Genomic DNA, 12,824 nt, shown 5'->3' with positions numbered 1-12,824 from the left:
CCGCTGCATGCCGGTGCGCCGGCGTCCCGCGCAGCGGCAACCCGTCCACCGGCCCGCGCGACAGGCCGACGGACGGAGTCCGGCTCGGCGGCGCGAAGGGCGTCCCGGCGCCGAGCCGCGCGAGTGGCGCGTCAGTAGGGGTGCACGCCGACCGGGTGGGCCGGGGGTGGGCCGTAGCCTTCCGCCACGCGCTGGTGGTAGGTGGCCCGGTCGATGACCTCCAGGCCGACGATCTCCCACGGCGGCAGCTGCGCCGAGGAGCGGTGTTCGCCCCACAGCCGGAGGGCGACGGCCGCCGCGTCGTGGAGGTCGCGGGCCTCCTCCCAGTAGCGGATCTCCGCGTGGTCGTCGGCGTAGCGGCTGGTCAGCAGGAAGGGGTGGTCGTGGGCCAGTTGTTCCAGCCCGCGCCGGACCTCGGACAGCGGCGCCGGCTTGCCGGAGACGCTCAGGGTGACGTGCCAGAGGCGGGAGGCTTCGTTCTTCCCGTCCCGCCCGTTGCCGTCACCGCCGTCACCGTCCCCTGTGCCGACGCTGGTCAGCGCTCGTCTCACCAGCCGCCTCCTGTCTCCGCTACGCGTGTCCGCCCGGGCCCTTCACAGTTGACCAGTCCCCGGGCCGCCGCGCGGCGGTTTTGCCGAAGCTCAGCCCTGCAGCAGGACCAGATCGTCCCGGTGGACGACCTCGCGTTCGTACTCGGGTCCGAGTTCCGCCGCGAGCTCGCGGGTGGAGCGGCCGAGGAGCTGCGGGAGCTCCTTGGCGTCGAAGTTGACGAGGCCCCGGGCGATCGGCCGGCCGTCGGCGGAACGCAGTTCGACGGGGTCGCCCGCCGCGAAGTCGCCCTCGACGGCCGCGATGCCCGCGGGCAGCAGCGAGCTGCCGCGTTCGGTGACCGCGCGGACGGCGCCTTCGTCGAGGACGAGGTGGCCCTGGGGGGTCGACGCGTGCTGGAGCCACAGCAGCCGGTCCGCCGAGCGGCGGCCGGTGGCGTGGAAGAGGGTGCCCGTCGCCCGCCCGGCCAGGGCGTCGGCGGCCTGGCTGGCGGAGGTGAGGACGACCGGGATGCCCGCCGCGGCGGCGATCCGGGCGGCCTCGACCTTGGTGACCATGCCGCCGGTGCCCACGCCCGCCTTGCCGGCGCTGCCGATGGAGACGTGCGCGATGTCCTCGGGCCCGCGGACCTCGTCGATGCGGGTGGTGCCGGGCAGGGACGGGTCGCCGTCGTAGAGGCCGTCCACGTCCGAGAGGAGGACGAGGAGGTCCGCGCGGACGAGGTGGGCGACGAGGGCGGCCAGCCGGTCGTTGTCGCCGAAGCGGATCTCGTCGGTGGCGACCGTGTCGTTCTCGTTGACGACGGGCAGGGCGCCCATCTCGAGGAGCTGGTCGAGGGTGCGGTAGGCGTTGCGGTAGTGGGCGCGGCGGCTGGTGTCGTCGCTGGTGAGCAGCACCTGGCCGACGCGCACGCCGTAGCGGGCGAACGAGGCGGTGTAGCGGGCGACGAGCAGGCCCTGGCCGACGCTGGCGGCCGCCTGCTGGCGGGCCAGGTCCTTGGGGCGCCGACGCAGGCCGAGCGGGGAGAGTCCGGCGGCGATGGCGCCGCTGGAGACCAGGACGATCTCCTTCTCGCCGCCGCTGCGGGACTTGGCGAGGACGTCGACCAGCGCGTCCACCCGGTCGGCGTCGAGTCCGCCGGCCGCCGTGGTCAGGGAGGAGGAGCCGACCTTGACCACGATCCTGCGGGCGTCCACGACACCCTGCCTAGCCGCTGACACGTCTGTCCCCTTGCCCCTTGCCGGTATGCATGCCGTCTCAATCTACGGTGTCGCGCCGCGCCGCCGCTCAGCGGTTTCAGACCGTGGACGAGCTGCCGACGGGCTGCCGTTCCTCGAGGTCTCCGGCGGCCCCGGGGATGAGGATCTTGCGGGAGATCACGAAGGTGAACGGGATGGCGACGACCGCCGCGACCAGCGGGGCGATGCGCGTGTCCATTCCGGCCCAGGCCACCAGGGCGTAGAGGCCGGCCGACTGGATCACGTAGTTGGTGACGTTGGTCAGCGGGAAGAGGAAGAACTTCTTCCACGTCGGCCGGGTCCGGTACGTGAAGTACGTGTTCATGAAGAACGAGCCGATCATCGCCAGCACGAAGGCGAGCGAGTATGCGGCGAAGTACGGCATCCACGGGTGCAGCAGCAGGTAGAGCCCGAAGAAGGTGGCGGTGTTGGCCCCGCCCACGAGGGCGAAGCGGAATACCTGGCCCAGCTTTTCCCGGCTGCTCATCGGGTGCTGCGCTCCGCGATCGTCGCCTCGGCGGCCACGGCGGGCCGGGCGAGGGCGTCCACCCCGTGGGACTCCTTCACGAGGAAGTGCGGCCGCCTCTTGGTCTCGTAGTAGATGCGCCCGATGTACTCGCCGATCAGGCCCAGCATGATCATCTGTACGCCGCCCAGGCCCGTGATTATGGCGACGAGGGTGACGTAACCGGGCGACTCGACGCCGTTGGTGATCGCCATGACCGTGATCCACAGCGCGTACAGGCAGGTCAGCGCGACCAGGGAGACACCGAGCCAGATCCCGATGCGCAGCGGCCGGTTGTTGAAGGAGATCAGGCCGTCCATGCCGTAGTTCAGCAGGGAGCCGAACTTCCACTTGGTCTCGCCGGCCTCGCGCTGGGCGTTCTGGTAGTCGAAGTGGACGGTGTCGAAGCCGATCCAGGAGAAGAGGCCCTTGGAGAAGCGGTTGTACTCCGGCAGCGACAGCAGGGCGTCCACCGCCGGGCGCGACAGCATGCGGAAGTCGCCGACCCCGTCGGTGAGCTCGACGTCGACCCAGCGGTTCACGCCCCGGTAGTAGAGGCGGCTCAGCGCGCTGCGGAGCTTCTTGTCACCCTCGCGGGTGCGGCGGGCGATGATCTGGTCGTGGCCCTGCCGGTGGTACTCGAGCATGGTCGCGATGAGCTCCGGCGGGTGCTGGAGGTCCGCGTCCATGATCACGACGGCGTCGCCGGTGGTCTCGCGCAGTCCGGCGAGCATGCCGGCCTCCTTGCCGAAGTTGCGGCTGAAGGAGACGTACCGGGTCTGTTCGGCGTGCGCGGAGGCGATCTTCCGGAGCTTGTCGAGGGTGCCGTCGCGGCTGCCGTCGTCGACGTAGCAGACCTCGTACTCGACGGGGAGGGAGTCCAGGACCCTGCGGATCTCCGTGTCGAAACTGTCGATCACGGCTTCTTCGTTGTAGCAGGGGACAACTACGGACAGCTTCGTCATGGACACTTCCTGCTGGCTCCGAACGGGTGATTGTGGGCGACCGGACCCGCCACTCACCTCTTCCTTAGAAGTATGCACGCCGACGGTCGGCCGGCGGCCGGCCGCCGGGTCGGCCTGCGGGAGTGGAGGGCGGCACACGGTAGCTTTGACGAGATAAGCGGAATGAGCTGAACGAAACGAAACGAAACGAAGGGATCGAGGTGCACGTGCCCGACGTCTCCGTGGTCGTCATCGTCTACAACGACGCAGAGCGTCTGTCGACAGCAGTCCGGTCGGTATTGGACCAGACCCTGCACGGGGTCGAAGTCGTGATCGTCGACGACTGCAGCAAGGACCGCTCGTACGCGGTCGCCCAGGAACTGGAGGCGGCGCATCCGGGGAGGGTGCGCGCCTTCCGGCTGCCGGAGAACAGCGGCGGCTGCGGTGCGCCCCGCAACCACGGCATCCAGCAGGCCACCGGCACGTACGTGATGTTCCTGGACAGCGACGACGTCCTCGAACGCAATGCCTGCCGGAACATGCTGGACGCGGCCGAGCGCACCGGCTCCGACCTGGTCTCGGGCATGTGCGTCCGCGTGCACCTCGACAACCGGTGGGGCAAGACCACCGAGTGGTACCCCTGGATCTACTCGCGCACGCGCACGCTGGAGTCGATCACCGACTTCCCCGACCTGCTGGTCTACGACACCCTCTCGACGAACAAGTGCTACCGGCGCGAGTTCCTGCTGGAGCAGGGCCTGGAGTTCCCGGTCGGGATCCACTACGAGGACCTGCTCTTCTCCGCGCAGGCCTACGTGGCCGCCCGCCGCATCACGCTGATCCCGAACCACGTCTACTTCTGGAACGTGATCGAGAAGGCCGCGGCGAAGTCGATCAGCAACCGGCGCCACGAGATCGCGAACTTCGTCCACCGGATGGAGATCCACCGCCGCGTCGACGAACTGCTGGCCTCGAAGGGCCACACGGACATCAAGTCCGCGAAGGACGCCAAGTTCCTCAAGCACGACCTGGTGCTGCACCTGCGCGACCTGCCGCTGCTCAGCGACGAGTACCGCCAGGAGTTCGCCCGCCTCGCCAACGGCTACCTGGCGGGCATCGACCCGGCGGCGTACGAGAACGTCACCTACCTCCAGGCGATCTGCGCCTACCTGCTGGGCAAGGAGGACTGGGACAACCTGCTCCCGGCCGCCGACGCCATGACCAACAAGGGCCGGCTCTCCTCCCCGCTGGCGGAGCGCGAGGGCCGCGTCTACTGGTGTGCGGAGCACCTCGACGGGGCGGACGCCGCCGAGGCCCGGCGGATACTGGACGTCACCGAGCAGGGCTTCCACACCACCCCGCTCCCCTCCCTCCAGCTGGGCAACCGCCTCAGCTCCTACGAGGACGACGGGCGCGGCACCGTCACGCTGTCGGGCGCCGTCGTGAACCCGCTGGGGCGGATCCCGGCGGACGCGGAGCTGAAGGCCTCGCTCGAATTCCGGGCCCGTCGGCAGATCGGCGTGCGCTCGTTCAGCTTCCCGGTGGCAAGCGTGCGCCACGCCGGTGACACGATCGAGTGGAGCGGCAGCGCCGACATCGGCTCCACCGTCCGCCCCCTCGGCATCATCGACGCCGTCTGGGACGTCCGCCTGAAGCTGACCGCCGGCAACGACAGGGTCACCACCCGGGTCTCGGTCGGCGGGGTCGACCTGGAGAAGGCGGCCCGGCTGCGCGTACGGCCGCGGCTGACCCGGCTGGTCTCCGACCGCTTCGAGCCGGAGGTGACGAAGAAGGGCAATCTGTCCTACGTCCTCACCGCCGAGGGCGCCGCCGCGGTCCGCACCCAGTCGCTGATCAACAACGCCATACAGGGCAAGGCGGCCAACGTGGTGAAGCGGGGCCTGCGCAAGGCCCTGCGGGTCCGCCGGAACATCGGCTCCGGCGAGCAGAAGGTGAAGGTCTACCACGAGGTCTTCTCGAAGCTGCCGGTCAAGAAGGGCACGGTCGTCTTCGAGAGCCACATGGGCAAGCAGTTCAGCGACAGCCCGAAGGCGATCTACGAGGAGATGGTGCGCCAGGGCGCGGCCTTCGAGGCGATCTGGTCGTACGCGGGCGGCAAGCCGACCGGCTTCCCCAAGGAGGCCACCCTGGTGCGCCGCTGGAGCTGGGCGTACCTGCGGGCGCTGGCCCAGGCCGAGTTCTGGGTGGACAACCAGGGCTTCCCGCTGGCGCTGACCAAGCGGCCGGGAACCACGTACATCCAGACCTGGCACGGCTCCGCGCTCAAGCGGATGGGCTTCCACGAGCCGCGCACCAAGGCGCAGGGCAAGGCCGGGCAGGCCAAGTTCCAGGCGGCCGTCGACCGCTTCGACCACTTCCTGATCCGGTCGGAGCACGACGCCCGCACCCTCGCCAAGGGCTTCCGGCTGCGGGACGAGGTGCTGCTGCGCAGCGGCTACCCGCGCAACGACGCCCTCGTCGAGGCGCAGCTGAGCGAGGCGGAGAGCGGTGAGCGGGTGCGCGGGCCGCTGGCGGCCGAGCTCGGCATCGACCCGGAGAAGAAGGTGCTGCTGTACGCGCCGACCTTCCGGGCGGCGGCCGACGGCACGGTCGAGGGCTTCGTGTTCCCCTTCGACGTGGAGGAGTTCGCGGAGCGGCTCGGCGACCGCTTCACGCTGCTGGTGCGCACGCACTACCTCAACAGCGTCTCGCTGCCGCCGTCGGTCGAGGGCCGCGTCATCGACGTGTCCCGGCACCACGACATCACGCCGCTGCTGGCCCTCGCGGACGGGCTGATCACGGACTACTCGTCCGTGATGTTCGACTACGCCGTGCTGGACCGGCCGATGGTGTTCTTCGCGTACGACTATGAGAAGTACGCCAACGACATCCGCGGCACCTACTTCGACCTGAAGGAGAAGGCGCCGGGCCCGGTGGTGGCCACGGCGGACGAACTCCTGCAGGCGCTGTCCGCCTTCGAGGAGGCGGACGCCAAGTACGCCGAGGCCCGGCAGCGTTTCCTCACCGAGTTCGGCGAGTACGACCGCGGGGACGCCGCCCGCCAGATCGTCGAGAAGTTCTTCACCGGGAGCGGCAAGTGAACCGGGACATCTTCATCGTCTCCAACAACGTCGACGAGCTCGGCGGCGTGACCACCTGGTCCCACCAGATGGCCCGGCTGTTCACCGAGCGCGGGCACAAGGTCCACATCGTCGGCATCGCCCCGGTCGCCGACGAGATCCGCCAGAAGCTGCCGCAGGACCTGCCGTACGAGACGACCACCCTGTACGACGCCCACCCGCCGTCGGCGCGCCGGCTGCACGGGATCAAGGGCCGGCTGAACGCGCCCGAGCGGCGCCGCCAGGCGGCCCGGCGGGCGAAGATGCGGGCCAAGGCGGAGCAGCTCGGCGAGCTGTTCCGGGCGGCCCGCCCGGGCAGCGTGGTCATCGTCACCCAGGTCTGGGCGATGGAGTGGGTGGCCCTCGCCGACACCAAGGGGCTCACCGTCATCGGGATGAGCCACGAGTCGTACGAAGCGAGCCAGAAGTCCACCCGCGGTGCACGCGTGCGCCGTTACTACCCGGACGTCGACCGGCTGCTGGTGCTGACCCCGGAGGACGCGGACCTCTGGATCCGGTCGGGCATGGAGAACGTCGGCAGCATGCCGAACCCGCTGCCCTTCATGCCGGACTCCCCCGCGCCGCGCACCTCGAAGCACGTGGCGTGCGTCGGCCGCCTCGCCTTCGAGAAGGGCGTCGACCTGCTGCTCGACGCCTGGGCGGAAGCCGCCCCGCACCACCCCGACTGGACCCTGCGGATCTACGGGGCGGGCGTGGAGGAGCCGGCGCTGCGGGCGCACTGCGCCTCGCTGGGGCTGGACGAGTCGGTGGAGTGGATGGGCAGTACCGACGACGTGCTGGGCGCGCTGCGCGGGGCCTCGGTCTTCGCGCAGGCCTCGCGGGCCGAGGGCTTCCCGATCACTCTGCTGGAGGCGATGGCGGCGGGCCTGCCGGTCGCGGCCTTCGACTGCGCGCCGGGCGTGCGGGAGATCGTCCGGCACGGGGAGGACGGGCTGCTGGCGCGGCTGGGCAACACGATGGAGCTCGCCGGGCACCTGGACGCGCTGATGAGCGACGCCGAGCTCCGCGACCGGCTCGGGGACACGGCGTTCCGTTCGGTGCAGCGCTATTCCAGCGCCGAGATCACCGACCGGTGGGAGGAGCTCTTCTCCTTCCTGGAGCGCTGACACCGCCCGTCACACGTGGAGCCGCCCGCCCCGGAGGAAATTCCGGGGCGGGCGGCTTCGTGCGTGCGGGGCGGTGGCGGGCCCGGTCGGACTCAGGCCGAGTGGACGTCCTTGTGGCGGTCCTTGTGCCCGGCCGCCGCCTTGTTGGCCTGCCAGCCCGCCCAGGCGGAGGTGACCATCTCCGCGACGTCGTGCCGGGCCTTCCAGCCCAGCACGCTGGTGATCTTGTCGGCCGAGGCCACGACCTTCGCCGGGTCGCCGGGGCGGCGCGGGCTGATCACCGGGGCGTGGGTGTGCCCCGTGCCCTTGTTGAGGAGGTCGACCATCTCGGCGACGGAGACGCCCTCACCGCGTCCGATGTTGACGGTGAGGTCCTTGTACTCCCCGGCCGCGGCCCACTCGGCGAGCTTGCGGGCCGCCGCCACGTGGGCCTCCGCGAGGTCCTCGACGTGGATGTAGTCGCGGATGCAGGTGCCGTCCGGCGTCGGGTAGTCGTCGCCGAAGATGCGCGCGCCCTCGCCCTTGTCGAACCGCTCGAAGACCATCGGGACCAGGTTGAACACGCCCGTGTCGGCGAGCTCGGGGGTCGCGGCGCCCGCCACGTTGAAGTAGCGCAGGCAGGCGGTGGAGATGCCGTGCGCCCTGCCGGCGGCGCGCACCAGCCACTCGCCGGCCAGCTTCGTCTCGCCGTAGGGGCTCAGCGGCGCGCACGGGGTGTCCTCGGTGACCAGGTCCACGTCGGGCATGCCGTAGACGGAGGCGGAGGAGGAGAAGAGGAAGTTGCGGATGCCCGCGTCGGCCACGGCCTGGAGCAGGACCGTGAGGCCCTGCACGTTCTCGTGGTAGTAGTACATCGGCTTCTCGACGGACTCGCCGACCTGCTTCTTGCCCGCGAGGTGCACCACGCCGGTGATCTTGTGGGCGCGGATGACCGCGTCCACGGACAGGCGGTCCAGGACCGAGCCGACCACCAGCGGGACGCCCTCCGGCACACGGTCCTCGTTGCCCGTGGACAGGTCGTCGAAGACGACGACCTTCTCTCCCGCAAGCACCATCGAGCGGACGACGTGCGAACCGATGTATCCGGCGCCACCGGTGATCAGAAAGGTCATGTGTAGTACTCCTGGTCCTGTTGGTGTCGTGCTCAGCCCGACGCGCAGGCTGCCCTGGCGCGGTCGACGCGGTTCTGTACGAGGTACATCGCACCCGCGGCACCGGGCGCGAGGCGCAGACCGAGCGAGCCGGAAGCCGTGCGGTAGGGCTGCGTCAACAGGACACCGTACCGCTTGCTGGGCAGCACCCGGCGGCGCAGCAGTCCGCCCCGGGGGCGGAGGGAGGTGAGGAGCGAGCTCCCGTCCGCGCACTCGACGACCACTTCGACCTTCCAGGCCTGAAGCCTGCGCAGGCCCAGCCGGCGGCCGGTGGCGGCCAGGTCGCCGAGGCGGAACGGCAGCACCACGGACCAGCCGCCGCCCTCGTCCGGCGTCAGGGACACCGGCTTGGCGAGGACGGGATCGCCCCCGGAGCGGGGCACGAAGCGCAGCTGCGCGCTCTGCGGTCCGGCCGCCGCCAGCCGTCCGTACAGGTCGTGCACCCTCAGCCGCACGGCGGCGCCGCCCGCGGGTTCGGCGTCCACGGTCGCCGGCAGTGCCGACGTCGGCAGCTCGCGCAGGCCGTCCAGCTCGACCGGGAGCTCCTCGCTCCACACCGGCACCCCGTCGGCGCCGGTCGCGTACGGGGGCAGCAGCCGCGGCGGCTCGGCGGCGAAGCGGGACAGCCGCTCGACGTCGGCGGGCGGGGTGGCGGTGGCGCGCAGCACGCGGACGATCCAGCGTGCGTGCGGGGCGGCGGCCTCGACCGCGGCCTCGTCGAAGGTCGCGAGGTACTCGCGGGTCAGGGTCCACCAGGCGGCCTGGTACTCGGGGTCCTTGCCGAGCTCGCGCAGGTACATGCGCAGGTCGTACTCCAGGAACTTCACCTGGCAGGCGTGGCCCAGCTCGGGGGCGGCCCCGGCGAGGTTCCGGGCGGCGGCGCGGTGGGCCTCGATGCGGGCGCGCCAGTTCCCGACGTCCTTGCGGTCCAGGGAGATCGACACCTGCGCGGCATCGCGGCGGACGTGCCAGATGTAGACGAGGTCGCCGATGACCGCGATGCGGGGGGCGGCGGCGAGGACGCGCGAGGTGAAGACGAAGTCCTCGTAGACGAACCGGCCGTCGGGAAAGCGGATCGAATGCTCATCCAGGAAGGAGCGGTCGTACAGCTTGTTGACGCAGAGCGTGTCGCGGACCAGCTCGGGCCGGTCGGCGGGGTTCTCGATCACGTCGCCGGCCGTGTACAGACCCGGCACCCACGACACGTCGTAGTACTGGGGCAGCTCCCGGCGGACGCACGCGCCGACCGCGACCGGCGCCCGGTGCTCCTGCGCGGCCCGCACCAGGGCGTCGGCCGCCCCCGGGGGCAGGACGTCGTCGCTGTCGAGGAACAGGACGTACGGGGACGTGGCGGCGGCTATGCCGTCGTTGCGGGGCGTGCCGCAGCCTCCGCTGTTCTGCGTGCGGTGCAGGACCCGGAGACGCGGGTGGCGGGTGGCCAGCTCGTCCAGGACCTGTGCGGTGCCGTCCGAGGAGGCGTCGTTCACGGCGATGACCTCGGCGACCACCGGGCCCTGGGCGAGGGCCGATGAAACGGCCTCGCCCACGAGCCCGGCGTCGTTGTACGCGATCACCACAACGGAAACGGAGGGGGGATTTCCATTGCTCACGCCGTGGACCCTAGCCGACCCGGGTAAACATCACTTCAAGGTCAACCGCTGGGCGTGAAACCAGCAGATCAGAAGGGCCGGAACTCGTCGTACTCCTGCTGTGCGGAGTCCCCGCGACGGGCTTCCTTCTCCTTGCGGCGCTGGGTCGCCGGGCGCGGGGCCTCCATGCGGTGGTCCTCACCGCGGCGGCCCAGCATTTCGGCGCCGGCCATCATGGTCGGCTCCCAGTCGAAGACGACCGCGTTGTCGTCGGAGCCGATGGCCACGCCGTCGCCGGCACGGGCGCCGGCCTTCCTCAGCGCGTCCTCGACACCGAGGCGGTTGAGGCGGTCGGCGAGGTAGCCGACGGCCTCGTCGTTGTTGAAGTCGGTCTGGCGGACCCAGCGCTCCGGCTTCTCGCCGCGCACCACGTACACGTCCTCGGCCTCGTCGTAGGCGACGGTGAATCCGGTGTCGTCGACGGCCTTCGGGCGGATGACGATGCGGGTCGCCTCCTGCTTCGGCTTGCGCGCGCGGGCCTTGGCGACGACCTCGGCGAGGAAGTAGGACAGCTCCTTGAGGCCGGTGCGGGCGACCGCGGAGACCTCGAAGACCTTGTAGCCGCGGGCCTCCAGGTCCGGGCGGACCATCTCGGCGAGGTCCTGGCCGTCGGGGATGTCGACCTTGTTGAGGACGACGAGGCGCGGGCGCTTCTCCAGGCCGCCGCCGTAGATCTTGAGCTCTTCCTCGATGACGTCGAGGTCGGCGACCGGGTCGCGGTCGGACTCCAGGGTGGCGGTGTCCAGGACGTGCACCAGCACCGAGCAGCGCTCGACGTGGCGCAGGAACTCCAGGCCGAGGCCCTTGCCCTGGCTGGCGCCGGGGATCAGGCCCGGGACGTCGGCGATCGTGTAGACCGTCGAGCCCGCGGTGACGACGCCCAGGTTCGGGACCAGCGTCGTGAACGGGTAGTCCGCGATCTTCGGCTTGGCGGCGGAGAGCACCGAGATCAGCGAGGACTTGCCGGCGCTCGGGAAGCCGACCAGCGCCACGTCGGCGACGGTCTTGAGCTCCAGGACGATGTCGCCGGTGGTGCCGGGGACACCGAGGAGCGCGAAGCCGGGCGCCTTGCGGCGGGCGGAGGCGAGCGCGGCGTTGCCGAGGCCGCCGCGGCCGCCCTCGGCGGCGACGTAGGTGGTGCCCTGGCCGACGAGGTCGGCGAGGACGTTGCCCTCCTTGTCGAGGACGACGGTGCCGTCCGGCACGGGCAGGATCAGGTCCTGGCCGTCCTTGCCGGAGCGGTTGCCGCCCTCGCCGGGCTTGCCGTTGGTGGCCTTGCGGTGCGGGCTGTGGTGGTAGTCCAGCAGGGTGGTGATCGCCTGCTCCACCACCAGGATCACGTCACCGCCACGGCCGCCGTTGCCGCCGTCGGGGCCGCCGAGCGGCTTGAACTTCTCCCGGTGAACGGAGGCGCAGCCGTGGCCTCCGTTACCCGCGGCGACGTGCAGCTCGACGCGGTCCACGAAGGTGGTCATGGTTGTTCCTCCAGATACAGCGGGGATGGTCCGGAATGTCCGGTGGCAGACCTTGCTGCCCATTAAACGTGCCCGAAAGGGGCGGGCGTGTCTCTGTGACAACGCGCCGAGGGCGGACCTCTCTTCCCGGCTGACGCCGGAAAGAGCTGAGATCCGCCCTCGGGAAGTTACGAACGCTCGATCAGCAGAAGCTGGATCAGGCGGCCGGAACGATGTTCACGACCTTGCGGCCACGGTGCGTGCCGAACTGGACCGAACCGGCCTGCAGCGCGAACAGCGTGTCGTCGCCACCACGACCGACACCCGAGCCCGGGTGGAAGTGGGTGCCGCGCTGGCGGACGAGGATCTCGCCGGCGGAAACGACCTGACCGCCGAAGCGCTTCACGCCGAGCCGCTGGGCATTGGAGTCGCGCCCGTTCCGGGTGGACGATGCGCCCTTCTTGTGTGCCATGTCTCAGTCCCTCTTACTTCGCAGCCGCGGGGATACCGGTGACCTTGATCGCCGTGTACTGCTGGCGGTGACCCTGGCGACGGCGGTAGCCGGTCTTGTTCTTGTAGCGCAGGATGTCGATCTTGGCGCCCTTGTGGTGGTCCACGACCTCGGCCGTGACCTTGATGCCGGCCAGGACCCACGGGTCGCTGGTCACGGCGTCGCCGTCGACAACGAGCAGGGTCGAGAGCTCGACCGTGTCGCCAACCTTGGCAGTGGAAATCTTGTCAACCTCAACGATGTCGCCGACAGCAACCTTGTGCTGGCGGCCACCGCTGCGCACGATGGCGTACACGCGGATCTCTCTCTCACTCGGGACGGATGCTCCTGAAGCCAGCCGCTCAGGCGGGCCGGGGCCCGAACTGATCCGGAATGGACGAGCGGCCTCTCCCGCAGTGGTGCCCGGCGGAAGGAAGGTGCTCAGGAGCGCGACGCGTCAAGGACACGCCGACGGTCAAGACTACGGGCCGCGGCTCGACGAGGTCAAACCGGGCCCGGCCACCCACGGCCGGCCGGTGCCTCGCCGCGCCTCCCCCACCCCGCGGAGCGACCTCCACGGTCCGGCGCGGACCCACCG

The 12,824-nt window shown here is 70.7% G+C and carries 11 protein-coding genes; 2 read left to right on the top strand and 9 right to left on the bottom strand.

Annotated elements, in window-relative coordinates:
- Positions 1-131: 131 nt before the first annotated feature.
- The 4 genes from ACIGFK_RS22605 to ACIGFK_RS22590 all read right to left on the bottom strand — a co-directional run bounded on the left by ACIGFK_RS22605 (position 132) and on the right by ACIGFK_RS22590 (position 3,257).
- Entirely contained in the window at positions 132-551 is a 420-nt protein-coding gene (locus tag ACIGFK_RS22605) for a hypothetical protein (RefSeq protein WP_376660704.1), read from the bottom strand.
- 90 nt (positions 552-641) lie between these two features.
- A complete protein-coding gene (gene proB, locus ACIGFK_RS22600) occupies positions 642-1,769 on the bottom strand; it encodes a glutamate 5-kinase (RefSeq protein WP_376660705.1) in 1,128 nt (375 codons plus the stop codon).
- Positions 1,770-1,845: 76 nt separating this feature from the next.
- Positions 1,846-2,274, bottom strand: coding sequence for a GtrA family protein (locus ACIGFK_RS22595; protein WP_376660706.1), 429 nt, complete (start codon positions 2,272-2,274; stop codon positions 1,846-1,848).
- Entirely contained in the window at positions 2,271-3,257 is a 987-nt protein-coding gene (locus tag ACIGFK_RS22590; RefSeq protein ID WP_376660707.1) for a glycosyltransferase family 2 protein, read from the bottom strand. The genes ACIGFK_RS22595 and ACIGFK_RS22590 overlap by 4 nt, the downstream gene beginning before the upstream one ends.
- A gap of 200 nt (positions 3,258-3,457) precedes the next feature.
- On the opposite strand from ACIGFK_RS22590, the gene ACIGFK_RS22585 reads away from it, so the two are divergent.
- Together ACIGFK_RS22585 and ACIGFK_RS22580 are read left to right on the top strand one after the other, a co-directional pair.
- Positions 3,458-6,337 carry a CDP-glycerol glycerophosphotransferase family protein gene (locus ACIGFK_RS22585; RefSeq protein WP_376660708.1) on the top strand — a complete coding sequence of 960 codons (2,880 nt, stop codon included), beginning with the start codon at positions 3,458-3,460 and terminating at the stop codon, positions 6,335-6,337.
- Complete coding sequence (locus ACIGFK_RS22580) at positions 6,334-7,482, top strand: glycosyltransferase (RefSeq protein WP_376660709.1); 1,149 nt, start codon at positions 6,334-6,336, stop codon at positions 7,480-7,482. The genes ACIGFK_RS22585 and ACIGFK_RS22580 overlap by 4 nt, the downstream gene beginning before the upstream one ends.
- Before the next feature lie 92 nt (positions 7,483-7,574).
- Here the strand turns inward: ACIGFK_RS22580 and galE are convergent, their stop codons facing one another.
- The 5 genes from galE to rplU form a co-directional block, all read right to left on the bottom strand.
- Positions 7,575-8,594 (bottom strand): UDP-glucose 4-epimerase GalE, encoded by a 1,020-nt coding sequence (gene galE / locus ACIGFK_RS22575; protein WP_376662210.1) that lies wholly within the window; start codon positions 8,592-8,594, stop codon positions 7,575-7,577.
- A gap of 32 nt (positions 8,595-8,626) precedes the next feature.
- Positions 8,627-10,243 (bottom strand): glycosyltransferase family 2 protein, encoded by a 1,617-nt coding sequence (locus ACIGFK_RS22570; protein ID WP_400053310.1) that lies wholly within the window; start codon positions 10,241-10,243, stop codon positions 8,627-8,629.
- A 68-nt stretch (positions 10,244-10,311) separates the two neighbouring features.
- Positions 10,312-11,757 carry a GTPase ObgE gene (gene obgE / locus ACIGFK_RS22565; RefSeq protein ID WP_386466801.1) on the bottom strand — a complete coding sequence of 482 codons (1,446 nt, stop codon included), beginning with the start codon at positions 11,755-11,757 and terminating at the stop codon, positions 10,312-10,314.
- Positions 11,758-11,953: 196 nt separating this feature from the next.
- A complete protein-coding gene (gene rpmA, locus ACIGFK_RS22560; protein ID WP_030840805.1) occupies positions 11,954-12,208 on the bottom strand; it encodes a 50S ribosomal protein L27 in 255 nt (84 codons plus the stop codon).
- Positions 12,209-12,221: 13 nt separating this feature from the next.
- Positions 12,222-12,542: a 50S ribosomal protein L21 gene (gene rplU / locus ACIGFK_RS22555; protein ID WP_015033583.1), complete on the bottom strand. Its 321-nt coding sequence runs from the start codon at positions 12,540-12,542 to the stop codon at positions 12,222-12,224.
- Between the last annotated feature and the right edge of the window lie 282 nt (positions 12,543-12,824).

Origin of the sequence: Streptomyces sp. NPDC085524 (genome assembly GCF_044541755.1) — a bacterium.
In the GTDB taxonomy this organism is placed as follows: Bacteria; Actinomycetota; Actinomycetes; order Streptomycetales; family Streptomycetaceae; genus Streptomyces.
The sequence above is the reverse complement of the archived record's forward strand: the minus strand, read 5'-3'. Positions and strand labels throughout refer to the sequence as shown.

What these genes read in the sequence shown, in the direction of transcription:
- galE (WP_376662210.1), bottom strand. Translation starts at nt 8,594, where the DNA reads ATGACCTTTCTGATCACCGGTGGCGCCGGATACATCGGTTCGCACGTC.
- rpmA (WP_030840805.1), bottom strand. Translation starts at nt 12,208, where the DNA reads ATGGCACACAAGAAGGGCGCATCGTCCACCCGGAACGGGCGCGACTCC.
- obgE (WP_386466801.1), bottom strand. Translation starts at nt 11,757, where the DNA reads ATGACCACCTTCGTGGACCGCGTCGAGCTGCACGTCGCCGCGGGTAAC.
- ACIGFK_RS22590 (WP_376660707.1), bottom strand. Translation starts at nt 3,257, where the DNA reads ATGACGAAGCTGTCCGTAGTTGTCCCCTGCTACAACGAAGAAGCCGTG.
- ACIGFK_RS22595 (WP_376660706.1), bottom strand. Translation starts at nt 2,274, where the DNA reads ATGAGCAGCCGGGAAAAGCTGGGCCAGGTATTCCGCTTCGCCCTCGTG.